Here is a 25,415-nt window from a genome sequence, read left to right as displayed (position 1 = left end):
TTCCCTTTGAAACTGATGCGCATTGGCCAGCCGGGCCAGGAAAAGCCGGCACTTCTCGACAATGATGGCAAGATCCGCGACCTGTCCGGCCATGTCGCCGATATTGCCGGCGAGGCGATTTCGCCGGAAGGCCTCGCAAGGATCGCCGCGCTCGATCCGAAGAGCCTGCCGGAGCTTCCGGCAAGCCGCGTCGGCGCCTGCGTCGCCGGCACCGGCAAGTTTATCTGCATCGGGCTCAATTTCTCCGACCATGCCGCCGAAACCGGTGCCACCGTGCCGCCGGAGCCGGTCATCTTCATGAAGGCGACCTCCGCCATCTGCGGCCCGAATGACGAAGTGCTGATCCCGCGCGGCTCGGAAAAGACAGACTGGGAAGTCGAGCTCGGCGTCGTCATCGGCAAGAAGGCGAAATATGTTTCCGAGGCAGAGGCGATGGATTACGTCGCCGGCTATTGCGTCTCGCATGACGTTTCCGAGCGCGCCTTCCAGCAGGAGCGTTCCGGCCAGTGGACCAAGGGCAAGTCCTGCGACACCTTCGGTCCGATCGGCCCCTGGCTCGTCACCAAGGACGAGGTCGCCGATCCGCAGAACCTCGGCATGTGGCTGAAGGTCAACGGCGAGACCATGCAGAACGGCTCTTCCAAGACCATGGTCTATGGCGTCGCCTTCCTGGTCTCCTATCTCAGCCAGTTCATGTCGCTGCATCCGGGCGATGTCATCTCCACCGGCACCCCTCCCGGCGTCGGCCTCGGCATGAAGCCGCCGCGCTTCCTGAAGGCCGGTGATGTCGTCGAACTCGGCATCGAAGGCCTCGGCACCCAGAAGCAGACTTTCGTCGCCGACGCCTGAGCGATGCTTGCCGCTATATGAGGCTCAGCGAGTAGGGGTGGGGATCTCCACTCTCTCTCGCGAGCCCCATATAGCCCGGCGGCGTTCTTGATGTTGCGCCGCAATAGAAAACTGATAGTTTATTGAACGCTTGCTGCTGTACCGAGGGATATGACGAAATCGTCGAAAATGCTTTCGGATGTGATGAAGGGTGGCAATTCGATGTTCTACCAGCTCTATGAACTGAACCATGCCGCCATGGCGCCGGTCCGTGCGGCGGCGGATGCCATGCGTCTGGCTTACGAGAACCCGCTCAATCCCTATTCACAGACGACGATGGGCCGCGCCGTCGCGGCGGGGCTCGAGGTTTTCGAGCGCATGACGCGCCGTTATGCCAAGCCTTCCTTCGGCCTCCATTCGACCGTGGTCGATGGCGAGACGGTCGCCGTCATGGAGGAGATCGTCTGGGCAAAGCCCTTCTGCAATCTCCTGCATTTCCGGCGCGATCTGCCGGCCGATCGCGCGCCGGATCAGAAGATCCTGCTGGTCGCGCCCATGTCCGGCCATTATGCCACATTGCTGCGCGGCACGGTGGAAGCGCTTCTGCCGCATGCGGAAATCTACATCACCGATTGGGTCGATGCCCGCATGGTGCCGCTCTCGGATGGCAGCTTCGATCTCGACGATTACATCGATTACGTCATCGAGATGCTGCATGAGATTGGCGCCGGCGCGCATGTCGTGGCGGTCTGCCAGCCCTCGGTGCCGGTGCTCGCCGCCGTGGCGGTCATGGAAGCGGCGGAAGACCCGCTTGTCCCCGCCTCCATGGTGCTGATGGGCGGGCCGATCGATACCCGCATCAATCCCACCGCCGTCAATGAATTGGCGCAGAACCACACGCTCGAATGGTTCCGCGATAACGTCATCATGCACGTGCCCTGGCCGCAGCCAGGTTTCGCGCGCGCCGTCTATCCGGGCTTCCTACAGCTTTCCGGCTTCATGTCGATGAACCTCGACCGCCATCTGATCGCCCATAAGGAGTTCTTCGAACACTTGGTGAAGAACGATGGCGAGTCCGCCGAAAAGCACCGCGATTTCTACGATGAATATCTGGCGGTGATGGACCTGACGGAGGAATTCTATCTCCAGACGGTCGATACGGTCTTCATCCGGCATGCGCTGCCGAAGGGCGAGATGACCCATCGCGGCGAACCGGTCGATACGACCGCGATCCGCCGTGTCGCTCTTCTCACCATCGAAGGCGAGAACGACGATATTTCAGGTCTCGGCCAGACCAGGGCCGCGCATACCATCTGTCCCAATATTCCGGAAAGCCTCCGCATGCATTACATGCAGCCGGATGTCGGCCATTACGGCGTCTTCAACGGCTCGCGCTTCCGCCGCGAGATCGCGCCGCGCATCCTGGCCTTCGCGCAGAAGCACGCAAGAACCGGCCGCAAGGCGCCGGTCAAGCGCGTCATCAAGGGTGGCAAGGCCGGCTGATGCCCGCATCTGATTTCCCCGGGGCATCCGCATGGCGGTTTCTTGATGGCTTGGACTTATTCGCCGATTGCCGAAAGAAGGTCAGGGTTAACCACGAGGTTTCGAACTCCGTGCGCGTGGTCCTCGTCGAAAGGATTGTTTGCGAACCAGCGGCCTACGCTTGCGATATTGACCTTGGCAACCTTGGGCCGGACTCCCCAGCTGACCTGAAACGGCGACCCCTTCTCATTGTAATCCGGACCGGTAGTCGAACCTGCATACTGGACAGGCTTTCCCATGTCCGTCGGCATATGGAGCGCCTGATAGAAACCATCCACCTTCTGGATTTCCGTCAGCTCTACGAAGTCGAGAGCGCGTAGATCGTTCACCAGCACCGCGACTTGCGTTTCCACGCGCAGCTGAGGGTTGATAACTGCATCATTCATGCAGGCCCCCAGCGTTGCGCCGGGAGAAACATTCGCCGTCGAATAAACGAAATGAACTTCGATCGTGTCGCCCGGCAGGAGTTCCCCATGGCTGGATGCGCCGATCTTCACATCGAGCGGTGCCAATTCCTTCGCAGTCAATTCGCCGTTGAACCTGTATCCCGTCCCGTAGCCATGACCGTCGCCGTTCCCGGCAAACGTTGTGAACTCGCCTCCCTTGTGCTCGGCATTCTTGTGAAGGTGGATGTTGCACAAGTTCATTTGCGAATAGGGTGGCGCGAAGGCAAACCTATGCTCGTTGCTCCCTTCAATGGAATCGATATCGCGAGGCGACTGGGGTCCGAAGCCCGCATCTGCGGTCATTTCCGCAAGTTTGCCTCGCTGAACTGCGATGACTTCCTCAGTCACGGATGCGGGCGCATGATCAGCCGTGTCTGCCGCAGACGGCGAGCCGAGGGCCAAAAGCGAAACGGCGGCAAGGGCGCCAAGAGCCGGTTCTAGTCTCATTTATGAATCCTGTTGCTATAAGTGTGTACAACTGAAACCCGCTGTGGGTCGCAGCGGGTGCTGGCTCAGAGTTGGACGATGCATCGTCTGCTTCTAGTCTTCGCGGAAACCGGTGCGCTGATAGAGCAAACAAGCTCTGAGGTCTTGCGAAGAAAGGCCCGGAGAGGATGTAAAGAGCTGGCCAGCACTAGGAGAGGCGGCCAACCGGCTGCAATTGCCGGAAAAAGTATTTCCATTCTGAGGTAACGGCTCGATTTGCGGCCTGTCGCAAACCGGCGGAGGCGAATGGTGGGCTACAAGACTCTTCAATCGCCGAGTAAGATGATTTCCCGCTGGTATTTCAGCATCTTCTTGGATTCCTTGTTTCGCCGTCTTGAAGGGCGATTGAGAACTTCCCAAATCGAATTCGACGGGCTGGCATGCGGCCGCCCGCAGAAACGAAGGGTGTCACCAATGAACCAGTCAGCATTGATCCGTCCGGATTGGACTCCGGCCACCATTGCATTGATGGTGCTCGGTTTCGTCGTCTTCTGGCCGCTTGGCCTTGCCATGCTCGCCTATATCCTGTTCGGTGAGCGGCTCCAGGGCTTCAAGCGCGATGCGAACCGCAAGGCGGATGGCATGTTCGCCGGCTGCCGCCGCGCCAAAGCGCGCTACCAGACGCATTTCAACACCGGCAATGTCGCATTCGACGATTGGCGCAAGGCGGAACTCGACCGCCTGGAAGAAGAGCGCCGCAAGCTCGATGAGATGCGCGAGGAATTCGACAATTATGTCCGCGAGCTGCGCCGCGCGAAGGATCAGGAAGAATTCGATCGCTTCATGCGCGAGCGGAACAATCGTTCCTCCGGGCAGAATCCGGTCGTCGATCTCTGATAGCGGATCGGGATGGATTCACGTGAAACGTTTGATGGGTCGGCGCCTTGCGGCGCCGGCTTTTTTGTATGAGCCGGCCTTGCGAATCGGCTAAAAGGACCTTCATGTTCGCCCTTCTCAAAAAGCCTGTCAGAACGCCGCGCAAGGCGCCGGAAATGGTCAGGCGTACGCTCGAGGTCGGCAACCGGGCGATGCCGCTGACGATCCGCGAGAACAACCGGGCCACCCGCATCACGCTGCGCATCGAACCGGGCGGCCGGGCGCTCAACCTCACGGTGCCGCTCGGCTTGAGGAAAAGCGAAATCGATGATTTCCTCGATCGGCACCAGGGCTGGCTGCTGACGAAGCTCGCCAAGTTCACGCTCGAAAACCCCATTCGGCATGGTGGAAAACTGTCGCTGCGGGGAGTGCCGCACGGTATCGAGCACACCGGCAGTCTTCGCGGGGTGACCGAAGCTCTGATCGTCGAGGGCAAGCCGGTGCTGAAGGTCAGCGGGCTCGAAGATCATATGGGCCGGCGGATTTCCGCCTTTCTCAAGAAAGAGGCGTGTCGCGATCTGGAGGCTCTCGTCGCCGTTCATGCGGCAGCGATCCGCAAGCCGGTGAAATCGATCACCATGAAGGATACCCGCAGCCGCTGGGGCTCTTGCTCGTGGGATGGAAACCTGAGCTTTTCCTGGCGCATCGTCATGGCGCCGCCGCTGGTGATCGACTATCTCGCCGCCCACGAGGTCGCCCATCTTCGGGAAATGAACCACGGCCCGCAATTCTGGACGCTCTGCCGTGAGCTCTGCCCCCGCATGGAAGAGGCGCGCAAGTGGCTGAAGCAGCATGGATCGCAGCTCCATGCCATTGATTTTGAGTGATATTCGCATCCTGATTTGAACAGAAGTGGCTCTTCACTTTGCCTATGCTTCGCTTGGCGAGGAAAGGTAACGCACACTCCCGTCATTCCTGTCCCCATCCTCGGGTTAAACCCGAGGATGTCCCGAGGATCTACCGCACAAACAAGCCGTCATCTCCGTCAGATGGGGACGATTCAAAGCATCTCCTGAACGATCTCAATAACTTACCCATTTCTCCATCCCCGCTCTCCAAATCCACTCCATAATCTCCCGGTCCTGTTTCGGCTGCACCGGTCCAGCATCGCCGGCGAGATGGGGCCGGTGCCCTTTCGATCCGCCGTTGATGCAGGCGGGTTGTGAGGGGCTGCGCAGAAAATGGTCCCCCTCTCGCCTGAGAAACGGCGGGGCGTGCGTGTGTCGCACACAACCCGGCCCGGCTAATAATCAACAACATATGGGCCGCCGCAGAGGGACCGGAGTTGCGCGGAAAAACACACCGAACGGGACACGTCGCGTGTCACCATAAAATACAAATACGAGGCACTCGACGTGTCCCGGCCGAAAATGAACAGCCACAGGCACCAAGGGATGAGTCTGCCTACTCGTCTTCCTCGAGCTCCCACCTGCTTCGAGGAAGCAATCTCACAACGTGAGTCGTCATCCTCGGGCTTGACCCGAGGACCCTCGTCATCCTCGGGCGAACGCAGTGAGACCCGAGGATTTAACTCGACTCTTGGCGCATTTCATGTCACTCCGCCCCCATGAAACCGGATATCAAGATCTGCGGGCTGAAGACGGCGGAAGCGGTCGATCGGGCGATCGCACGCGGAGCGACCCATATCGGCTTTATCTTTTTTCCGAAAAGCCCGCGCAACATGGAGCCGGATGCAGCAGCCGAGCTTGCCGACCGCGCGCGCGGCCGCGTCAAGATCGTGGCCGTGACGGTGGATGCGGATGACGAGACGATGGACGATATCGTCCACCTCGTAAAGCCGGATATCCTGCAGCTTCACGGCCATGAAAGTCCGGAGCGCATCCTGCATCTGAAGGCGCTTTACGGCCTCCCGGTCATGAAGGTCTTTTCCGTCCGCGAAGCCGCCGATCTCGACCGCATCGATTCCTATATCGGCGTGGCGGACCGCTTCATGTTCGACGCCAAGGCGCCGGCGGGATCAGAACTTCCGGGCGGCAACGGCGTTTCCTTCGATTGGAGCCTTATGGCTTCCCTTGACGAAGGCATCGATTACATGCTTTCCGGGGGGCTGAACAAAGAGAATGTCGGTCTCGCGCTCGCCACCACGCGGGCCGGCGGCGTAGATGTTTCTTCCGGAGTGGAAAGCGCGCCGGGCGTGAAGGATCTCGGGATGATCGACGCCTTTTTCGAGGCGATCGCCGGAGCCGAGCCGCGAAAGGCTGCAGGGAGCAAAGAGTGAACCAGACGCCAAGACCCAATTCGTTTCGCGCCGGCCCCGATGAGGATGGCCGTTTCGGCATCTATGGCGGGCGCTTTGTCGCCGAAACCCTGATGCCGCTGATCCTCGACCTGCAGGGCGAGTGGGAAAAGGCGAAGAACGATCCGGCTTTCCAGGCGGAACTCAAGCATCTCGGCGCCCATTACATCGGCCGGCCGAGCCCGCTCTATTTCGCCGAGCGGCTGACGGCCGAACTCGGCGGCGCGAAGATCTACTTCAAGCGCGAGGAGTTGAACCACACCGGCTCCCACAAGATCAACAACTGCATCGGCCAGATCCTGCTCGCCAAGCGTATGGGCAAGACCCGCATCATCGCCGAAACCGGCGCCGGCCAGCACGGTGTCGCCTCGGCAACGGTTGCCGCCCGCTTCGGCCTTCCCTGCGTCGTCTACATGGGCGCCACCGATGTCGAGCGCCAGGCGCCGAACGTCTTCCGCATGAAGCTCCTCGGCGCCGAAGTCATTCCGGTCACCGCAGGCCACGGCACGCTGAAGGACGCCATGAACGAGGCGCTGCGCGACTGGGTCACCAATGTCGACAGCACCTATTACCTGATCGGCACGGCCGCCGGCCCGCACCCCTATCCGGAAATGGTCCGCGATTTTCAGGCCGTGATCGGCGCGGAAGCCCGCGAGCAGATGCTCGCCGCCGAAGGCCGCCTGCCGGATATGGTGATTGCCGCCGTCGGCGGAGGTTCCAACGCGATCGGCATCTTCCACCCGTTCCTGGATGACGACGGGGTGAAGATCGTCGGCGTCGAGGCGGGCGGCAAGGGCCTTCAGGGCGATGAGCACTGCGCCTCGATTACTGCCGGCTCGCCGGGCGTTCTGCATGGCAACCGCACCTACCTGCTGCAGGATGGCGACGGTCAGATCAAGGAAGGCCATTCGATTTCGGCCGGCCTCGATTATCCCGGCATCGGCCCGGAACATAGCTGGCTCAACGATATCGGCCGTGCCGAATACGTTCCGATCATGGACCACGAGGCGCTGGAAGCCTTCCAGATGCTCACCCGCCTCGAAGGCATCATTCCGGCTCTGGAGCCCAGCCACGCGCTGGCAGAGGTCATCAAGCGGGCGCCGAAGATGGGCAAGGACGAGATCATCCTGATGAACCTCTCGGGCCGCGGCGACAAGGACATCTTCACCGTCGGCAAGATTCTCGGGATGGGGATGTGATCATGACCGCTCGCATGGACAAACGTTTCGCAAGCCTGAAGACGGAAGGGCGCCCCGCGCTCATCACCTATTTCATGGGCGGCGATCCCGATTTCGAAACCTCGCTCGGCATCATGAAGGCGCTTCCCGGCGCCGGCGCCGATATTATCGAACTCGGCATGCCGTTCTCCGATCCGATGGCCGATGGCCCGGCGATCCAGTTAGCCGGCCAGCGCGCCTTGAAGGGCGGCCAGACGCTCGCCAAGACCCTGGAGCTCGCCCGCCGCTTCCGCGAGGGCGACAATGACACGCCGATCGTCATGATGGGTTACTACAACCCCATCTATATCTACGGCGTCGAAAAATTTCTGGACGATGCGCTGGAAGCCGGCATCGATGGGCTAATCATCGTCGACCTGCCGCCGGAAATGGATGACGAACTCTGCACCCCGGCGCTGGAAAAAGGCATAAACTTCATCCGGCTGGCGACCCCCACCACCGATGACAAGCGCCTGCCGACCGTGTTGAAGAACACATCCGGCTTCGTCTACTACGTATCCATGAACGGCATTACCGGTTCGGCTCTGCCCGATCCTTCGTTGATCTCGAGCGCTGTTGAGCGCATCAAGGGCCACACGGAACTGCCGGTCTGCGTCGGCTTCGGCGTCAAGACCGCCGACCATGCCCGCGCGATCGGCGCGGCGGCCGATGGTGTCGTCGTCGGTACCGCGATCGTTGCACAGATTGCCGGCAGTCTCACCAAGGACGGCCAGGCTGGGCCCGATACCGTCGCCTCCGTCGCGACCCTCGTCCGGGGCCTTGCCTCGGGCGTGCGTTCGGCCCGCCTTGTTGCCGCCGAATAAATTCCCCACATTGATTGCAGTCAGGAAGGAGCCACGCCTTTGAACTGGATCACCAATTACGTTCGGCCGCGGATCAATTCCATGCTCGGCCGCAGGGAAGTCCCTGAAAATCTTTGGATCAAATGCCCGGAAACGGGCGAGATGGTCTTCCACAAGGACCTGGAAGAGAACAAGTGGGTCATTCCGGCCTCCGGCTTCCACATGAAGATGCCGGCCAAGGCGAGACTTACCGATCTCTTCGACGGCGGCGTCTATGAATCGCTGCCGCAGCCGAAGGTCGCGCAGGATCCGCTGAAGTTCCGCGATTCCAAGAAATACGTGGATCGCTTGAAGGACAGCCGCACCAAGACCGAGCAGGAGGATACGATCCTCGCCGGCCTCGGCAAGGTGCAGGGCGTCAAGCTGGTCGCCGTCGTGCACGAGTTCAACTTCATCGGCGGCTCGCTGGGCCTGGCGGCCGGCGAGGCGATCGTGAAGGCGGCCGAAAGGGCGGTTGCGGAAAAGTGCCCGCTGATCATCTTCCCGGCTTCAGGCGGCGCGCGCATGCAGGAGGGCATCCTGTCCTTGATGCAGCTTCCGCGCACAACGGTCGCGGTCGACATGGTGAAGGAAGCGGGGCTTCCCTATATCGTCGTGCTGACCAATCCGACCACCGGCGGCGTGACGGCCTCCTATGCCATGCTGGGCGATGTCCATATCGCCGAGCCCGGTGCCGAAATCGGCTTCGCCGGCAAGCGCGTCATCGAGCAGACGCTCCGCGAAAAGCTTCCCGAGGGTTTCCAGACTTCGGAATACCTGCTGGAGCACGGCATGGTCGATATGGTGGTGAAGCGCCACGATATCCCCACCACGCTGGCGAGGGTTCTGAGAATGTTGATGAAACAGCCGGCCGAAACGGGAATGATCGCTGCGCCTCTGGCCGCCAGCGCCTGAACCTTAAAGCCGAAGCGGCGGGATGAACGCCATGGACCAGTCCGTCGTGAGCGAGGCCGAACGCGAGATCGAGAAACTGATGGCCCTTCATCCGAAGGGCTTCGACCTCTCGCTCGAGCGCATTTCCCGGCTCCTGGAAGTGCTCGGCAATCCGCATCTCAAGCTGCCGCCGGTCATTCATATCGCCGGCACCAACGGCAAGGGTTCGGCGACGGCCTTCTGCCGCGCGCTTCTCGAGGCGGGCGGCTATGCGGTCCACGTCCATATCTCGCCCCACCTCGTCAATTGGCATGAGCGCTATCGGATCGGCGTCAAGGGCGGTCGCGGCAAGCTGGTCGACGATGCCTTGCTTGCCGATGCCTTGCGCCGCGTCGCCGCCGCCAATGATGGCCAGACGATCACGGTCTTCGAAATCCTGACCGCGGTGACTTTCCTGCTCTTCTCCGAACAGCCCGCCGATGCGGTGATCCTCGAGGTCGGCTTAGGGGGGCGTTTCGACGCCACCAATGTCATCGCCGATCCGGCCGTTTCGGTTATCATGCCGATCTCGCTCGATCATCAGGCCTATCTCGGCGATCGGGTGGAACTGATCGCGGCGGAAAAGGCCGGCATCATGAAGCGCGGTCGCCCGGTGGTGGTCGGTGAGCAGGAATTCGATGCGGCGCGCGAGGTTCTGGTCGCCACAGCCGAACGGCTCGGCTGCCCGCTGGCGGTCTATGGGCAGGATTTTTCAGGCCATGAAGAGTTCGGCCGGCTGATCTATCAGGACGAATTCGGCCTTGCCGATCTGCCGCTGCCGCGCCTGCCGGGCCGGCATCAGCAGGCCAATGCCGCCGCTGCCATTCGGGCCGTCAAGGCAGCGGGTTTCGCCGTCACGGAAACGATGATGGAAAAGGCCATGGCAAGCGTCGAGTGGCCGGCACGGCTCCAGGCGCTGACCGAAGGCAAGCTCCTGCAATATGCTCCGGAAGGTTCCGAGATCTGGCTGGATGGCGGGCACAATCCCGGTGCCGGCGAGGTGATCGCCGAGGCCATGGCGGCCTTCGAGGAGCGCCAGCCGCGCCCGCTCTACATCATAGCCGGCATGATCAACACCAAGGACCCGGTCGGTTATTTCCGGGCCTTTGCCGATATCGCCGAGCATGTCTTCACGGTTGGAATCCGCGATAGCGAATCGGGCCTCGATCCGGTGGCGCTTGCGCAATCCGCCTTCGATGCGGGGCTGGTGGCTGAGCCTGCCGGCTCCGTGGCGGAGGCTCTGCAAGAGATCGCCCGCCGGCAGGTGCCGGGCCGGCCCGCGCCGCGCATCCTGATCGGCGGCTCGCTCTATTTCGCCGGCAATGTGCTGGCGGACAACGGCACGCCGCCGAAGTAGCTCTAAAACACATCGACGATAGGCAAAGAAAAAGCCCGGCCGCAGGGAATAGGCCGGGCTTTTCATTCTGGCATGCTGGAGAGGTTATGCGGCGCCGGAAATCCAGGAGGAAAGGGCGGTCTTCGGAGCAGCGCCGACCTTGATGTCGGCCACTTCACCGCCCTTGAAGATGGCGAGCGTCGGGATCGAGCGCACGCCGAACTGGGCAGCAAGTTCCGGGTTTTCATCGATGTTCAGCTTGGCGACCTTCACCTTGCCGGCAAGCTCGGTGGAGATTTCCTCGAGGCTCGGGGCGATCATCTTGCACGGGCCGCACCATTCGGCCCAGAAGTCCACGACTACCGGCTCGGCGGAGTCCAGGACTTCGGTCTGGAAATTGCTGTTGTCGACTTTCACGGTGGCCATGAGGCACTCCTTCCGGGTCTTTATGTTGAAACAAATGTGATGCCGAAAAAGGCAAGTTTCAATGGTGGCTATCTCACTTTGTCTTGATCTCCGCAAGCGAGCGTGAAAGCAGCTCGTCGGGCAGCGGAATGACGCTGGCGTTTTCGGTATAGACGAGCACGCAGTCGAAGATTCGGCTGGGATAAAGCGGCTTCAGAATCTCGCGATAGATGGCAAGCTGCGCCCTATAGGCGAGAGGAACTTCCTGCGGCCCATCCGGTGGCACGCGGTTCGTCTTGTAGTCGAGAATGGTGACCCTGGCGTCGGTGACCGCCAACCGGTCGATACGGCCGGAGATCGCATGATCCTTGCCCTCCAGCGTCAGCGTCCCCATGACGGAGACTTCTGCTCGAGCATGGGCGGAGAAGACAGTTTCGAGCACGGGATGCGAAAGCACGGCGAGCACGCGGCGGACGAGCCCTTCGCGTTCCTCGGAAGGCCAGTAACGAGCAGCCCGTTCGGCATAGCGTCGCGCGGCGGCTTCCCGCTCGGCCTCGGGGAAGTCCGGCAGCGTCTGCAACATGCGATGAACGAGGCGGCCCTTCTGCAAGGCAATGCCGGGCAGGTGCTTTTCGCCGAAGAGCGGGGAGGTGACGATGAGATCGTCCGTCTCGTCCTCCACCATCGTGCCGGCGCCGGACGGGCTGAGCGGCCGCGGCAGGATTTTCTGCGGCGGAAGCGGTCGCCGGAGAGCTTCAGGCAGCGGCAATTTTTCCGAATGCGCTCCGCCTTTCGCTCTTCCCTGCGCGATACGGCCGGCAACGGCCGGCAATCGCCAGCGCAGACCCTCCCATTCACCATCCGGCCCGGTGAAGGTGGCGGGGGAGCAATGGCTCTCATGGGCGGCCAGCGCCGAAGCGATCATCGAATGCCAGGTATCGGGATTTTCGCGGGCGCCGCGATAGCCGCAGACGATCAGCCGGTCGGCCGCCCGCGTCATGCCGACATAGAGCAGCCGGCGATATTCTTCTTCCGTGGCGGTCCTGATCCGCTCGTCATCCGCCACCGTGAAGGGATTGGAAAGCATCTTTCCCGGAACCCAGGCAGGCACTTCCTCGCCGTCGATCCTGAGCAGGCGGAATTTCGGCACATGCGAGGAGATGAAGGCCTTGGACCCGCCATCGACCAGGAACACCACCGGCGCTTCCAGACCCTTGGAGGCATGAACGGTCATGATCCGCACCTCGTTGCGGCCGCTATCCTGCTCGCGCTTGATTTCCGGTGACTCGATTTCGAGTGTAGCCACGAAGCTTTGCAGGCCGGGCAGGCCCTTGGTCTCATGGTCGAGCGCGAAGGTCAGAAACTCGTCGAGAATGTCGCCGGCCTCGGTCCCGAGCCGGCCGAGGAACTTTCGGCGGCCTCCGAGGGGCCCCAGAATCCGGGCAAAGAGATCATGCGGACTGAGCTGCCGCGACAGGTCGAAAAGATGGCTCAGCCGTTCCGCGGCATCCCGGAAGCGCAGCGGCTGTTCCTCGGAAAGGGCGAGGAGCTGGTTCCAGGCGCTCGAACTTTCCGGCCGAAGTGCCGCGACTTCAAAGACGTCTTCTTCCGAAAGGTTGAAGAGCGGGCTCTTCAAAAGGGCGGCGAGCGAAAGGTCGTCCTGCGGCAGCACCAGGAAACGTCCGAGGGCGAGCAGGTCCTGCACAGCGATATGGCTGGTCAGCCGCAGGCGGTCGGCGCCGGCAACGGGGATATTGTCGCGGCGCTTCAGTGCTCGGGTGAGTGCGTTGACGAAGGCGTCGCGCTTACGCACCAGAACGAGAATGTCGCCCGGCTCGATCGGCCGTTCGGCGCCCTTTTCGATGATGGTTTCCTTGCCGATCATTTCGCCGATCGCATGGGCGATGCGGGCGGCCAGGATCGCGGAGGGCGCCTTGTCGGGCGTCGCATCGAAGGGAGCGGTCCAGTCCTCGTCCGTTTCGGAAACTTCCGGAGCCACCATGTTCCAAAGATCGACGGTACCGGGATGGCCGATGCGGTTCGAGCGATGCTGCACCGGTTCTCCGGTAGCGCTCAAGCCCCTTGCGTTCTCGGCAAGAGAAAACACCTGATCGACGGCTGCGAGCACGTTGGCGGTGGACCGGAAGGAAAGCGGCAGCCGCACCGGATTGAAGCTTTGGCCGCTGGCGCGCACCCGCTTTTCCGTTTCGCTGCGCTCTTCGGCGAAACGCTCCGGCCGCGCGCCCTGAAAGGAATAGATCGACTGCTTCTCGTCGCCGACGGCGAAGATGGTGCGGCGCGCCTCGCGGGAACTGTTGCCCGAATAGAAATCCTCGGCGAGCGATTTGATGACCGTCCACTGTACCGGGCTCGTATCCTGAGCCTCGTCGACGAGGATATGGTCGATACCCTGGTCGAGCTTGTAATGCACCCAGGCGCCGACCCCTTCGCGAGTCAGGAGTTCGGCGGTTCGGGCGATCAGGTCCTCGAAATCGAGCAGGCTGCGCTGCTTCTTGAGATCCTCGTAATCGCCGTTCAGCCGCTCCGCCAGGACCAGCGCCGCCCTGGTGGCGGAAAACATCCGCAGCAGGCGAAGCCGCTCGCGGGAGGCGGCAACATGCGCGCGGGCGGCGGCTACCGCTTCGGCAAGATCGGGCGCGGCATTCGTGATCGCCTTGGCGATCAGCATGGAATCCGCCTTCGGCTTGCCCTCCCTGGTCAGGAATATCTGTTCCAGATATTGCGCCCGCTTGAAGGCATCCGCCTCCCTCGCGACCATCCGCAAGCCGTAGGCGACCTCGGTGACCCTCTGCCCGCCATTCTGGTCGGCAAGCACGAGATAGAGGTCGAGCGTGGCTCCGAAGAGGCTGGGGAGCGGCCAGTAACCGGCTGCGATCGTCTCCTCCGTCTCGCCGGCTGCGAGCCCGAAGGCGCGCCGGAGTTCAGCCTCCACGCCGCCATGCCGCTCCGCATAGGCTATGAACCGCTGGATGGCGCTCCGGTTGGAGATGATATCGCTGAGCAGGGTCTCCAGGCCGAACTCGTCGCCGAGATCGAGCACATGCGCGAAGGCTTCGGCGAGATCGGGGTCATCCTCCGCCGAAGTGGCGGTCAACAGAGACCGCCGGGCTTCGGCGAGCAGGGCGGATGCCGCCCGGTCGTCGAGTACGGAAAAGTGGCCCGCGACATTAGCCTCCAACGGAAACTGGTGCAGCAGCGCCTCGCAGAAGGCGTGGATGGTCTGGATCTTCAGTCCGCCCGGCGTTTCCAGCGCCTTGGCGAACAGGCGGCGCGCTTCCGCAAGTTTCAGCGAATCCGGCTCATGACCTTCGATGGCGGCGATCCTTCGGCGCAGCTCCTCATCGGAAAGAACTGCCCATTCGGCAAGCCGTTGGAACACGCGGTTCGACATTTCCGAGGCCGCGGCCTTCGTGTAGGTGAGGCAGAGGATGGAGGAAGGACGGCAGCCGGACAGCAGAAGCCGGATGACTCGTTGCGTGAGCACATGCGTCTTGCCGGAACCCGCATTGGCCGAAACCCAGGCGGAGCTCACCGGATCGGAGGCGAGCGATTGCTGCACCGTCGTCCAGTCGATCCATTTGCCGGGATCGTCGTCTTCCGGATGCATGTTATTCATCCGCTTCGGCCTCCTCATCGTCGGCGGTGGACCATTCCGCCACGCGGGCGAGATGATCGTATTCGCCGCCGAAATCGCCCTGCTTCACCGGGATAAGGCGGGAGGCGAAGCCCTTCTCTCCGGTTTGAAGCGTGGTGACGAAGCGGGTGAGCTGATCGACGGATTCCTGGGCAAGTTCCATTGCGGATTTGGGATTCGTCTTGGCTCCCTCGTTGTTCACCTTGTCGAGCTTAAAGCGATCTCCCGGCTTGAGCCGGACGTAAAGCAGGTCGTCGGGCCGCTGGGCGCCGAGTTCCCGGAAGCCGCCGGCCATCAGGGCCGCGGCCTCCAGCGCGAGCTGCGGATCGAGGAGCGAACGAGCTTGGGGAGCCGAGGGGCTGGAGCCGGTCTTGTAGTCGACGATGTCGGCAAGTCCGGAACCCTTGATGTCGATCCGGTCCGCGATGCCGGTGAGCCGTATGCCGGCCGCTTCGATTTCCCAGCCGGCCGCCACCTCCGTGTAGGTCCGGCGGATATCCGGCGCGCGCCCAGCCTCCCAGCGGAGGAATTCCTCCGCGACGGCGGCAAAGCGCGGCCGCCAGACACGGTCGATATGCGGCGCAAGCTGCTCTGCGTCGAAGAGTTCCGCGATGATCCTCGCCATCGCCTCCCGCGAGGCTGGCGAACCGGGAACGTGACCTTCCCGCGTATAGCGGTCGATGATCGCGTGATAGAGCGTGCCGCGCTCGGATGCACCGGGATCGCGATTGAAGGGGTCGAGCGGGTCGAGCTTCAGGATGCGCCTGGCATAGATGGAATAGGGATCGCGCCTGAGCCGGCCTACTTCGCTGAAGGAGTATTTCTTCGGCTGCAGCCCGGCCGGCGGCCGTGGCGCCGGACGCCTCGCAGGAGGCTGGTTCTCGCCGGCATCGATCGCCGTTGCCCATTCCCGGTAAAGGTCGCCGCGCGCCTTCAGCGCCCTGGCGAACTCTTCGCCACCGAGCGCCAGAAGCCTCTGCAGCCAGCGTGAAGCAACGGTCGGCGTCGAGCCCTGCCTGAGCGAGCGGGAATAGATGAGATGCCTTGTACCGCTCGCCATCGCGAAATCATGGGCGAGCTGGCCGATCCGCCGTTCCGGCGGCTCGAGACCCATTTCCGTCTTCATGGTGCGGGAGAGGAAGGGATTGTTGATCGTCTGGCCGGGCCAGGAACCTTCGTTCAGCCCGCCGAGGATCATTGTATCGACGCTTTGCAGCCGTGCTTCCAGCGTGCCGAAGATGAAAACGCGCGGATGGGCGAGCGAACGGGGCTTGACCGCCTCGCCGGTCGTCAACGCCATGACGATATCGATCCATTGCGGACCGTCCGCCTCCATCTGGCCCTCGGTCTCGATGACCTCCGCAAACAGCGCGGAGAGCCGCTCCCCCGCTTCTCCCGACCAGAGGGGAGAGAGGTCGCCGCGCTCGTCCACCGCAAGTGCTTCCAGCACGCGGCCGGTTCTTGCCGCCCAATCGGCAAGCGCGAGCCTGTTGGTGAGGCCGAGCCCATCCGGCCAGCGCCGGGCAAAGGCCGAGGCGAGCGGCTCGACGGCAGTCGAAAGGCGTTTGGCGAGATCCCGCGCCCTGTCCGCCGATCCTTCCGGCAGCGACAGCCGCCAGCGCGGGGTACGGCCGTCCTCGGCCTGACGCGCCAATTGTTCTTCGAGGACCGGTTCCAGCGCCGAGATGTCGAGCTCTCCGGTGCCGCCGCGCAGGCCCAGAAGCTCCAGCGCTTCGGCGGCTTCCCGAACGAGGCGGGCATCGAGGCCGAGCCTGAGCAGCGGATGCTTGAGGAGGGCGGCGATCGCCACCGGGTCGCCGGGTCTGAGCGCTGCTTCCAGCACGAGCTGGGTCAGCGTGCCCTGCGGCGTGCCGGAAAGCGGGGTGCCGGCCGAATCGTCGGCGATGATGCCGAACCGGGAAAGCTCGGCGGTGACGCGGCGGGCAAGCGCCCGGTCCGGCGTGATGAGGGAGGCTTGGGAGAAGTCGCCGTTCCTGCCCGGCTGTTCGAGCGCCAGCCTCAGCGCGATCGCGATTGCGACGGCTTCCTCGCGCTCGTTGGCCGCTTCGATCAGCGAAACCTCCGCGAAAGCACGTTCGAGCAGGCCGGGATCGGCCTCGTTCCGCCACTCGCTCCACCGATCGGTCGCTTTTGCCGGCGCCATTGCCCGCGAAAGTGCGGCGGCCCGGAAATCGAGCGCGGCGGAAACCTCGCCCAGCGTCTCGACCTCGCCGCGCTCCACCTGCATCTTCTTGAGCAGGCGCGAAAGCCCGAATTGCGGATGGCTGCGGCCCGTGGGATCGGCCCTGCCGTCGCTCCGGTCCTCGCCGATCATCGACCATTCCTCGTCGGACATGGCAAGGTCGAGGCCGGGCAGGATCACGGCACCGTTCGGCAGCGCGGCGATCGCGGAAATCAGTTCGGCCGCCGCCGGAACCGATCCGGTCGAGCCGGCGACGATCACCGGGCCCTCGGGGCCACGCTCCGAGATGCGCCTGGTCTCGCCCTTCAAGAGCGCCGCTCGATGCCTTGCGGGAGAGGAACGGCGCAGCTCCTCCAACCGCATCGGCCAGAAGGCGCTGGCGATCGACAGGAACTCGGCGGTCAGCTGCCACCAGAGGGCGTGTTCGCCCGTGTCGAGTTTCTTGAGGTCCGCCCAGTCGCGCTCCTCGGTCTCGATGGAATCGATGAGCTCGGCAAGCGCGCGGGCAAGCCAGATGGCGTCCGCCGGGCTTGCCGGTGCGATCAGCGGCGATTGCTGATGCACGTCGACCACGGCTTTCGGGAGCTGGTTTCGCCAGGCAAGGATCAGCCGGCCGAGCTCGAGAAGCCGCGCCGTGCCGCCAATCGGCAATGCGAGGTCCATCTCCTCCGGCGCGACGAGATCGAAAAAGCCGCTGTCGTCATCCGTTTCGCCGAGCGGCCGGATGATCGGCAGGATCGCGGAGCGGCCGCCGAGGAGATCGACGAATTCGGAGCGTAGCACGCGGGCTGCGCGGCGGGTCGGCACGAATATGGTAATGCCCGCCAGCGAAAGCGGATCGCCCGGATCGTAGCGGAAACCATCCGTGAGGCGCCCGGCAAGCAGCGCGGCGGCCACCGTCTTGAGAAAGGGCGCAGCCGGCGGGATGGTCAGAACCCGCTTCTGTCGGGCCGCGCCCAAGGCTTAAACCTCCACCGGCAGCCGGGCGATCACCGCCTCCGCTTGCGGGAGCGCCTCGGGGGTGCCGACGGTAATCCAGTGCCCTTCCATGACGAGGCCGTGGAGCCGGCCGTTCACGATCGCGCGGTCGAAATAGATGTTGAGATTGAAGGCATCCTCCGGCGCATCGTCGAAAAGCGAGGAATGCATCACAATCGCGCCTGCATAGACGACCGGATTGTCGCCGCCTTCCCGGTAACGGGAAAGTCTGCCGTCCGGATCGAGCTGGAAATCCTTCTTGCCGTTATGGCCGGTGGTGCGTTCGAGCGGTACGCAGAGAAGCGCCATGTCCATGGTTGCCGGGTCGAAGAATTCCGCAAGCCGCTGCAGATTGGTCTTCCTGCCCGGTATTTCACCGACCCAGAAGAGATCGGCATTCATCACATAAAGCAGGCCCGGCTCCAGCAGCCGCAGGCCCTTTGCAAGCCCGCCGCCGGAATTCATGAGACGGCCGCGCTCGTCAGAGACCAGGATATCCATGCGGGGATAGGCCCTGAGATGCGCCTCCATCCGCTCGGCGAAGTGATGCACATTGACTGCGGCGCGGGTGACGCCCGCATCGGCCAGCACATCCAGCGCGTAGTCGATCATCGGCCTGCCGGCGACCGGCACCAGCGGCTTCGGCATCGTATCGGTGATCGGGCGCATGCGGGTGCCGAGCCCCGCGGCGAGCACCATGGCCTGTGTGATGGTCATGTGGAACCGTATTCTATGATTCGGGCAGGTCTATTCCAGCCTTATGGCACCAATCGCGCAAGGGGGCGAGCGCTTCGTGCCGGAGCGCGGCCGCAAGATAGCGAAGCGTGCGCGGCATATGCTTCATGTAGCCGGGCTTGCCGTCACGCTCCTTCAGCCTTACCCACAGGCCGGCAAGCTTGCAATTGCGCTGTGCCGCCATGATCGAAAATGCCTTCAGGAAGGCCGGTTCGTCGAAGGGGCTCGAGGGAGAGCTAAGCGAGCGGCGCAGCGTCACATAGTCCACCATCATCTGCTCGGCGAGAGGTTCCGGGATATCGACCCGCGCATCCTGCACGATCGCGGCGAGGTCATAGGCCGTCGGACCGATCATCGCATCCTGGAAATCGATGATGCCGATTCGGCGCACGCCGGATTCGTGCGGGCGCCAGATGATGTTCGGGGAATGGAAATCGCGAAGAAGAAGGTTTCTTTCCGAGCCTTCCAGTTCGTGGATCAGCCCGTCCCAGATCGCAAGATAATCCTGCCGCTCCTCCTCGCTCGGCTGTGCGCCGCGCTTCCAGGGCAGATGCCAGTCGAGGAGAAGCCGGGCCTCCATCTTCATCGCCGTCGGATCGAAATCCGGGATGTGGTGAACATGGGTATCGGTGACCGGAATGTCCTGGCTCACCTGATGACCATGCAGAAAAGCGAGGCAGGCGACGCTTTCGCGGTAGCGATCCGAGATCGGCCGGCCGGTCTCGTGGAGGACGCCCTCGCGGCCGAGATCCTCGATGACGAGAATGCCCTGCTCATAGTCGGCGTTGAAAACCTGCGGTGCCGCAAGCCCGATTTCCCGCAGATAGCCGGCGATCGCCACGAAGGGGTAGGCATCCTCGGCGATGTGCGCCACCTTGGGATAGGGCTTTCCGTCGAGCACGGGAGGACCTTCCGGCTGGCGAGGCCAATCCATCAGGATGAAGTCTCTGCCGTCTGCCGTCCTCAGCGTCTCGTAGGCGCGTACGGAAGCGTCGCCGGTGAGATACCGGCGACGGGCGCCGGCATAGCCCCAGCCGTTGAGCGCGTCGCGGATCGTCAGCACGCGGCGGATGCGCTTCATCCGCTCTTCCGGCGCGGTGATGGTGGCGACACGGCCGGAGCCGCGGTGCTCCAGTTTCAGCGTGATGCGGCTGTCGGGCAACAGGTCTTCGGCGATCTCCGGCCATTCGACGATGCAGATGCCGTTCGAAAGCGCCTCGTCGAAGCCGAGTTCGTCGAGCTCGGAAGCGTCCCCAAGCCGGTAGAGATCGAAATGCGCGACGGGAATTCTCAGGTCGTAACTCTGGACCAGCGTGAAGGTCGGGCTCGGCACTTCCAGATCGTCATCATCGGCAAGGGCTCGCAGCAGCGCTCTCGCAAGTGTCGATTTGCCGGCGCCGAGATCGCCGGAAAGCGCGAGACAATCCCCGACCTTCAGGGCAAGGGCCAGGTCCTCGCCGAGCCGCATGGTTTCGGCTTCGCCGGGAAGATCCAGGGTGATGACGGTCCGGCCGTTCATTCGGCGGCGACGGAATGGAATGTGGTGCCGCTCGGTATCCGGCAGGTCACGGTCGTGCCCTGGCCGGGACGGCTGTCGATCGAGACTTCGCCCTTGTGCAGGGTGACGAAGCTCTCGACGATGGAAAGGCCGAGGCCCGCGCCGCTGCGCTTGCCGCCCTTCGCGCTGGAGGAGAAGCGGTCGAAGACCGTCTTCAGCATATCCTGCGGAATGCCCGGTCCCCGATCGGAGACGGAGAAGTATACGTCGCCGCTCTCTTTCCAGCAGGTAAGCGCTATCTCGGAGCCCTCGGGCGCGAAATTGGCGGCATTGGTCAGAAGCTTGAGAAGAATCTGCTTCAGCCGCTGCTGGTCGGCGACGACGGTCCCGAGACCGGCCGGCGCGGTGATCGCCAGCGTCACGCTGTTTTCCTGCAGGCGGTCGGCGATCTGCATGGCCACGTCGTCCAGCAGATCGTCTATGCTCGCTTCCGAGTAATGCAGCTGCATGATGCCGGCATCGAGGGTGGCGAGATCCAGGATGTCGTTGACGATCGTCAGCAGCACGGAGGACGAGGTCGAGATATGGTCGACATATTCGGCCTGCCGCTCGTTGAGCGGCCCGAGGCCCGGCGTCTTCAAGAGATCGGTGAAGCCGATGATGTTGGTGAGCGGCGAACGCAGCTCGTAGGAAACGTGCTGGACGAAATCGTTCTTGATCTCGTCGGCCCTGCGCAGCGCCTCGTTCTTCTCCTTGAGCGCCCGTTCGGCCCGCGCGCTCGCCGTCATGTCGACGAACGTGAACATGGTCTGTGCGTTCGGCAGCGGCGTCACCGCATAATCGAGGATCAGGCCGGAATAGAGCTCCAGCGTTCCCTGCAGCGAGGGACGTTCGTCGTCGAAATTGGTCAGCATCTGGCCGAACCGGCGCCAGCCGTCCGGCTTGTCATAGGAGGCGGCGCAGGCTGCGTCGATGTCGCGGATATGCGTGCCGGGTTTGGCTTCTTCCGCGGTGATGCCCCATAGCGCCCGGAAGGCGGGATTGGAAAGCCGCATGCGTCCGTCCGGCCCGAATACCGCGACCGCTTCGGCAAGGTGGTCGATCGTCTCGCCCTGGACCTTCACGAGCGTGTTGTAGCGGGTCTCCAGATCGACCTGCTCCGTCAGGTTCTCGAAAACCCAGGTGGCTCCGCCCTGCGGATGGGCCGTGGCGATCACGCGCAGCGTCTGGCCGTTCGGCAGGTGCCACAGATTGGTTTGCGTTTCGGTGGACTGGTAGACGGAGAGCGCCGACTCCTTCCAGCTCCGCCAGCTCAACTGCTCCGGCAGCTTGCTGTCGCTGCGCAGCTTGTCGAGGAGCTCGCTGTTGTCCGGGCGGGATTCGAGGAAGGGCAGGCTCAGGCCCCAGAGCTGCGCGAAGGCCTGGTTATAGAATTGCAGCCGCCTGTCGCGATCGAAGATGGCAACGGGCGTCGCCAGATGATCAAGCGTTTCGGCATGGCTGCGCAGTGTCCGTTTCAGCTCTTCCCGCACGGCTTCCGCCTCGGAGACGTCGATCGCCATGCCGGCCGACCCGGTGGGCGCCACCACGTCGACGACCTCGAAAACGCTGCGGTTGCCGTGCACGACCGTCGAAAGCCGCTCGTGGAAGGGAGACGTGACGGTGGCCGTCGCGCGGATCTTTTCGCGGGTGATGGTGCCGAGCAGTTCCCGCGTCTCTTCGACTGCCTGGGCCGGGCTGCCGGCTTCGACCGCCTCTCCATAGGCCTGGTTCACCCAGGTGATCCGACCCTCGACATCGCGGCGCCAGACCGGCTGCTCGATCGCATCGAGCAGGGACTGGAAGAGCGCGATGGAACCGGTGAGCCTCTCCCGCTCGATCTTCAACTCGGCGAGTTCGGCGCGCAGATTGTTGAGCGCGATGAACCGAACGAAGGCCTTGCTTCCGGAAACCCGGCCCTGCACCTCGAGAATTTCGTCCCGCTGGGTCTCCACCACCATGTCGAAGCTGCGGGCGCCGCTGCGAAGCTGGTCGATCGCCTTTTCGAGCTCGCCCGCCGACGTGGCGCGAAGCCAGCGTCCGAAGGCGAGAAAATCCGGATCCTGCGCGGGCGCGCCGGTTTCGGCCGGAAGCTGGCCCAGGAATTCCGGGCGGGAGCCGGGGCCGTCCCACACCACGATGCGCCGGTTCTTGTCGGCGATCAGCGCCTCATATTTCGAGATCCGCTGCTGCGCGTCCGAAAGGGCGCTGCGCATCTCCTGGCTTTCGGCTTCCATATTGCCGCGCTGGCGGACCAGCCAGACGGCCGAGAGAAGAACGGCACCGAGCGCGCCGAGCGCCACGGAGGAGACGATGACTTCCATCGAGGAGAAAAGCCGTGAGCCCGCGGCACCGGCTTCTTGAGCGGCGGCCGTTCCGGCGAGCACCGATAGCGACGCACCGCCGAGCAGCACGCTGCAGAAGCGCGCCAGCTTGCCCAGTTTCCTGCTGACCAGATCGCCGCGGAAAAATCCGCGGCAGCGCCATACGCCTGGCGTTCTTGCGCCGACGTCATGACGATCGGCCTGCCTGGACAGGCACTCTTCCTTTACCGACATACCCGGTCTGTCTCCGTCTAGTTGCCGCTCATCGACAAGACATACCATTCCGCACCTTGCCTCGAGCCGGTGCGAATCAATCGTTAAAACAATACCTTCTTGGGGAATCGCCGGGAAGGGACAGCCTCAAAAAAGAAGCCGCGGCTTTTGTCAAGGGCCGCGGCTACCATATCTTGTGGATTGGATGGGTAGGTATCAGTACCTGTAGTGTTCCGGCTTGAACGGGCCCTTGGGCGAGACGCCGATATAGGCGGCCTGTTCCTCGGAGAGTTCCGTCAGCTTCACGCCGAGCTTGTCGAGATGCAGCCGGGCGACCTTCTCATCGAGCTGTTTGGGCAGGATATAGACCTCGTTCTTGTACTGGCCCTGCTTTGTGAAGAGCTCGATCTGCGCCAGCGTCTGGTTGGTGAACGAGGCCGACATGACGAAGGAAGGGTGGCCGGTGGCGTTGCCGAGGTTGAGCAGCCGGCCTTCCGAAAGCAGGATGATGCGGTTGCCCTTCGGGAACTCGATCATATCGACCTGCGGCTTGACGTTGGTCCACTTGAGGTTCCGGAGAGCGGCGACCTGGATCTCGTTGTCGAAGTGGCCGATGTTGCCGACGATCGCCATGTCCTTCATGGCGCGCATGTGGTCGATGCGGATGACGTCCTTGTTGCCGGTGGTGGTGATGAAGATATCGGCGGTCGAGACGACGTCCTCGAGCAGGACGACTTCGAAGCCATCCATGGCGGCCTGCAGCGCGCAGATCGGATCGGCTTCGGTGATCTTGACGCGTGCGCCGGCGCCGGCGAGCGATGCGGCGGAACCCTTGCCGACGTCGCCATAGCCGCAGACGACCGCGACCTTGCCGGCCATCATCACGTCCGTGCCGCGGCGGATGCCGTCGACCAGCGATTCCTTGCAGCCGTACTTGTTGTCGAACTTGGACTTGGTGACCGAGTCGTTGACGTTGATCGCCGGGAAAGGCAGCAGGCCCTTCTTGGAGAGCTCATAGAGGCGGTGAACGCCCGTGGTGGTTTCTTCCGTGACGCCCTTGATGGCATCGCGCTGTTTGGTGAACCAGCCCGGCGATGCCTGGAGGCGCTTCTTGATCTGCGCGAAGAGGATTTCCTCTTCTTCCGAGCCCGGATTGGAAAGCACGTCCTCGCCCGCTTCGGCGCGGGCGCCGAGCAGGATGTACATGGTGGCGTCACCGCCGTCGTCGAGGATCATGTTGGAGAGGCCGCCATCGGTCCACTGGAAGATCTTGTCGGTGTACTGCCAGTATTCCTCGAGCGACTCGCCCTTGACGGCGAAGACCGGAATGCCGGCGGCGGCGATCGCGGCTGCGGCATGATCCTGGGTGGAGAAGATGTTGCAGGAGGCCCAGCGGACCTCGGCGCCGAGCGCCGTCAGCGTCTCGATCAGCACGCCGGTCTGGATCGTCATGTGCAGCGAGCCGGAAATGCGGGCGCCCTTCAGCGGCTTCTGTTCACCGAATTCGGCGCGGCAGGACATCAGGCCCGGCATTTCCGTTTCGGCAATATCGAGTTCCTTGCGGCCGAAAGCGGCAAGACCGATATCGGCGACGATGTAATCCTTGTCAGTGCTCATGAAGCTCTCCAGCTCAGATTGGCCACGCGCCGGCGAAAGTCGCGGCACGCGACAGGACTTCGCCCGCCTCGGGAGAGGGCGGGTGCTGGCATCGGGATGTATCAGGCTTCGTCGCTGGAGGCAACGGGACATAAAGAAGTCTTTATGTCTTTATGTCCCGAGAGTGGAGCTATTCGGGAAGGTCAGGCTTCCTCGCCGAACTTGTCGGCAACCAGCCGCTCGAGCGCGTCGAGCGCTTCTTCGGCCTGGCGGCCGCTGGCGCTCACCTCTACGCTGCAGCCGGGGCTGGCCGCCAGCATCATCAGGCCCATGATGGAGGTCCCGCCGACGGTGGTGCCGTCTTTCGAGACGGTTATCTCGGCGTCGAAGCTCTCGACCATCTGCACGAATTTCGCGGAAGCGCGCGCATGCAGCCCGCGTTTGTTGACGATCAGGAGTTCGCGGGAAAGGGGCGGCATGGAGGTGGCTGTTCTCATTTCCCGCTGAGCACGCGGCTGGCGACGTTGATGTATTTGCGGCCCGCATCGGAGGCCTCGACCAGCGCTCTTTCCATGTTGTTGTCGCTGCGCACGCCGGCGAGCTTGATCAGCATGGGAAGGTTGACGCCGGCGATCACTTCCGTCTTGCCGCTGTCCATGACGGAAATGGAAAGATTGGACGGGGTTCCGCCGAACATGTCGGTGAGGATGATCACGCCGTGACCGTCATCGGCGCGGGCGACCGCATCCACGATGTCCTGACGCCGCTGGTCCATGTCGTCTTCAGGGCCGATCGATACTGTCTCGATAAACTTCTGTGGACCTACGACATGCTCCACCGCATGACGAAACTCCTCAGCCAGCTTGCCATGTGTGACAAGCACAAGTCCGATCATGAAAACTGCCCCCTGCTACAGAACTCGCGGCCCATATCGCATCGCAACAAGGCCGTCCAGCGGTGGGAAGGCATCTTCGCCAAGTAGAAATGAAGTGCAAGTCAAAAATCT

Annotated in this window: 19 protein-coding genes; 9 read left to right on the top strand and 10 right to left on the bottom strand. The window is 63.0% G+C overall.

Annotation, left to right across the window (positions count from 1 at the left end):
- Positions 1 to 6: 6 nt before the first annotated feature.
- Together ACE04I_RS03045 and ACE04I_RS03040 are read left to right on the top strand one after the other, a co-directional pair.
- Positions 7 to 849 carry a fumarylacetoacetate hydrolase family protein gene (locus tag ACE04I_RS03045; RefSeq protein ID WP_487206587.1) on the top strand — a complete coding sequence of 281 codons (843 nt, stop codon included), beginning with the start codon at positions 7 to 9 and terminating at the stop codon, positions 847 to 849.
- Between the two features lie 201 nt (positions 850 to 1,050).
- Complete coding sequence (locus ACE04I_RS03040) at positions 1,051 to 2,331, top strand: polyhydroxyalkanoate depolymerase (RefSeq protein WP_487206621.1); 1,281 nt, start codon at positions 1,051 to 1,053, stop codon at positions 2,329 to 2,331.
- Positions 2,332 to 2,387: 56 nt separating this feature from the next.
- On the opposite strand, the gene ACE04I_RS03035 is transcribed toward ACE04I_RS03040, so the two are convergent.
- Positions 2,388 to 3,119, bottom strand: a complete 732-nt coding sequence (locus tag ACE04I_RS03035) for a delta-class carbonic anhydrase (RefSeq protein ID WP_487206586.1) — start codon at positions 3,117 to 3,119, stop codon at positions 2,388 to 2,390.
- Between the two features lie 597 nt (positions 3,120 to 3,716).
- Between ACE04I_RS03035 and ACE04I_RS03030 the strand changes: the two genes are divergently transcribed.
- The 7 genes from ACE04I_RS03030 (at position 3,717) to ACE04I_RS03000 (ending at position 10,784) form a co-directional block, all read left to right on the top strand.
- Positions 3,717 to 4,139, top strand: coding sequence for a DUF2852 domain-containing protein (locus tag ACE04I_RS03030; protein ID WP_046796696.1), 423 nt, complete (start codon positions 3,717 to 3,719; stop codon positions 4,137 to 4,139).
- Positions 4,140 to 4,243: 104 nt separating this feature from the next.
- Complete coding sequence (locus tag ACE04I_RS03025) at positions 4,244 to 5,005, top strand: M48 family metallopeptidase (RefSeq protein WP_487206585.1); 762 nt, start codon at positions 4,244 to 4,246, stop codon at positions 5,003 to 5,005.
- A 740-nt stretch (positions 5,006 to 5,745) separates the two neighbouring features.
- On the top strand, positions 5,746 to 6,417 hold the full coding sequence (locus ACE04I_RS03020) for a phosphoribosylanthranilate isomerase (protein WP_487206584.1): 672 nt from the start codon (positions 5,746 to 5,748) through the stop codon (positions 6,415 to 6,417).
- Positions 6,414 to 7,634 carry a tryptophan synthase subunit beta gene (gene trpB / locus ACE04I_RS03015; protein ID WP_487206583.1) on the top strand — a complete coding sequence of 407 codons (1,221 nt, stop codon included), beginning with the start codon at positions 6,414 to 6,416 and terminating at the stop codon, positions 7,632 to 7,634. Before ACE04I_RS03020 ends, trpB begins: the two co-directional genes overlap by 4 nt.
- Positions 7,635 to 7,636: 2 nt before the next feature.
- Positions 7,637 to 8,476, top strand: a complete 840-nt coding sequence (trpA, locus tag ACE04I_RS03010) for a tryptophan synthase subunit alpha (RefSeq protein ID WP_487206582.1) — start codon at positions 7,637 to 7,639, stop codon at positions 8,474 to 8,476.
- 39 nt (positions 8,477 to 8,515) lie between these two features.
- On the top strand, positions 8,516 to 9,409 hold the full coding sequence (accD, locus tag ACE04I_RS03005; protein WP_487206581.1) for an acetyl-CoA carboxylase, carboxyltransferase subunit beta: 894 nt from the start codon (positions 8,516 to 8,518) through the stop codon (positions 9,407 to 9,409).
- Between the two features lie 22 nt (positions 9,410 to 9,431).
- Positions 9,432 to 10,784 (top strand): bifunctional folylpolyglutamate synthase/dihydrofolate synthase, encoded by a 1,353-nt coding sequence (locus tag ACE04I_RS03000; protein WP_487206580.1) that lies wholly within the window; start codon positions 9,432 to 9,434, stop codon positions 10,782 to 10,784.
- Between the two features lie 84 nt (positions 10,785 to 10,868).
- On the opposite strand, the gene trxA is transcribed toward ACE04I_RS03000, so the two are convergent.
- The 9 genes from trxA to ACE04I_RS02955 form a co-directional block, all read right to left on the bottom strand.
- Positions 10,869 to 11,189 carry a thioredoxin gene (gene trxA / locus ACE04I_RS02995; RefSeq protein WP_046796688.1) on the bottom strand — a complete coding sequence of 107 codons (321 nt, stop codon included), beginning with the start codon at positions 11,187 to 11,189 and terminating at the stop codon, positions 10,869 to 10,871.
- A gap of 73 nt (positions 11,190 to 11,262) precedes the next feature.
- Positions 11,263 to 14,805, bottom strand: a complete 3,543-nt coding sequence (gene addA, locus ACE04I_RS02990) for a double-strand break repair helicase AddA (protein ID WP_487206579.1) — start codon at positions 14,803 to 14,805, stop codon at positions 11,263 to 11,265.
- Positions 14,798 to 17,986 (bottom strand): double-strand break repair protein AddB, encoded by a 3,189-nt coding sequence (gene addB / locus ACE04I_RS02985; protein ID WP_487206578.1) that lies wholly within the window; start codon positions 17,984 to 17,986, stop codon positions 14,798 to 14,800. The genes addA and addB overlap by 8 nt, the downstream gene beginning before the upstream one ends.
- 3 nt (positions 17,987 to 17,989) lie before the next feature.
- Entirely contained in the window at positions 17,990 to 18,721 is a 732-nt protein-coding gene (locus ACE04I_RS02980) for a nucleotidyltransferase family protein (RefSeq protein ID WP_487206577.1), read from the bottom strand.
- Positions 18,722 to 18,734: 13 nt separating this feature from the next.
- The gene (gene tsaE / locus ACE04I_RS02975) at positions 18,735 to 20,258 is read right to left on the bottom strand and encodes a tRNA (adenosine(37)-N6)-threonylcarbamoyltransferase complex ATPase subunit type 1 TsaE (RefSeq protein WP_487206576.1); all 1,524 of its coding nucleotides are present in this window, start codon (positions 20,256 to 20,258) and stop codon (positions 18,735 to 18,737) included.
- Positions 20,255 to 22,834, bottom strand: coding sequence for a PAS domain-containing sensor histidine kinase (locus ACE04I_RS02970; RefSeq protein ID WP_487206575.1), 2,580 nt, complete (start codon positions 22,832 to 22,834; stop codon positions 20,255 to 20,257). The genes tsaE and ACE04I_RS02970 overlap by 4 nt, the downstream gene beginning before the upstream one ends.
- 195 nt (positions 22,835 to 23,029) lie before the next feature.
- Positions 23,030 to 24,430 carry an adenosylhomocysteinase gene (gene ahcY, locus ACE04I_RS02965; RefSeq protein ID WP_046796683.1) on the bottom strand — a complete coding sequence of 467 codons (1,401 nt, stop codon included), beginning with the start codon at positions 24,428 to 24,430 and terminating at the stop codon, positions 23,030 to 23,032.
- A 182-nt stretch (positions 24,431 to 24,612) separates the two neighbouring features.
- Positions 24,613 to 24,888, bottom strand: a complete 276-nt coding sequence (locus tag ACE04I_RS02960; RefSeq protein WP_046796682.1) for an HPr family phosphocarrier protein — start codon at positions 24,886 to 24,888, stop codon at positions 24,613 to 24,615.
- A gap of 14 nt (positions 24,889 to 24,902) precedes the next feature.
- A complete protein-coding gene (locus ACE04I_RS02955) occupies positions 24,903 to 25,304 on the bottom strand; it encodes a PTS sugar transporter subunit IIA (RefSeq protein ID WP_046796681.1) in 402 nt (133 codons plus the stop codon).
- Positions 25,305 to 25,415: the final 111 nt, after the last annotated feature.

Source organism: Rhizobium moroccans (genome assembly GCF_057559155.1).
The sequence above is the reverse complement of the archived record's forward strand: the minus strand, read 5'-3'. Positions and strand labels throughout refer to the sequence as shown.

Coding starts and splice junctions, on each gene's coding strand:
- ACE04I_RS03040 (WP_487206621.1), top strand. CDS start 1,051: ATGTTCTACCAGCTCTATGAACTGAACCATGCCGCCATGGCGCCGGTC.
- ACE04I_RS03035 (WP_487206586.1), bottom strand. CDS start 3,119: ATGACCGCAGATGCGGGCTTCGGACCCCAGTCGCCTCGCGATATCGAT.
- ACE04I_RS03030 (WP_046796696.1), top strand. CDS start 3,717: ATGAACCAGTCAGCATTGATCCGTCCGGATTGGACTCCGGCCACCATT.
- ACE04I_RS03025 (WP_487206585.1), top strand. CDS start 4,244: ATGTTCGCCCTTCTCAAAAAGCCTGTCAGAACGCCGCGCAAGGCGCCG.
- ACE04I_RS03020 (WP_487206584.1), top strand. CDS start 5,746: ATGAAACCGGATATCAAGATCTGCGGGCTGAAGACGGCGGAAGCGGTC.
- trpA (WP_487206582.1), top strand. CDS start 7,637: ATGACCGCTCGCATGGACAAACGTTTCGCAAGCCTGAAGACGGAAGGG.
- ACE04I_RS03000 (WP_487206580.1), top strand. CDS start 9,432: ATGAACGCCATGGACCAGTCCGTCGTGAGCGAGGCCGAACGCGAGATC.
- trxA (WP_046796688.1), bottom strand. CDS start 11,189: ATGGCCACCGTGAAAGTCGACAACAGCAATTTCCAGACCGAAGTCCTG.
- addA (WP_487206579.1), bottom strand. CDS start 14,805: ATGAATAACATGCATCCGGAAGACGACGATCCCGGCAAATGGATCGAC.
- ACE04I_RS02980 (WP_487206577.1), bottom strand. CDS start 18,721: ATGACCATCACACAGGCCATGGTGCTCGCCGCGGGGCTCGGCACCCGC.
- tsaE (WP_487206576.1), bottom strand. CDS start 20,258: ATGAACGGCCGGACCGTCATCACCCTGGATCTTCCCGGCGAAGCCGAA.
- ACE04I_RS02970 (WP_487206575.1), bottom strand. CDS start 22,834: ATGTCGGTAAAGGAAGAGTGCCTGTCCAGGCAGGCCGATCGTCATGAC.
- ahcY (WP_046796683.1), bottom strand. CDS start 24,430: ATGAGCACTGACAAGGATTACATCGTCGCCGATATCGGTCTTGCCGCT.
- ACE04I_RS02960 (WP_046796682.1), bottom strand. CDS start 24,888: ATGCCGCCCCTTTCCCGCGAACTCCTGATCGTCAACAAACGCGGGCTG.
- ACE04I_RS02955 (WP_046796681.1), bottom strand. CDS start 25,304: ATGATCGGACTTGTGCTTGTCACACATGGCAAGCTGGCTGAGGAGTTT.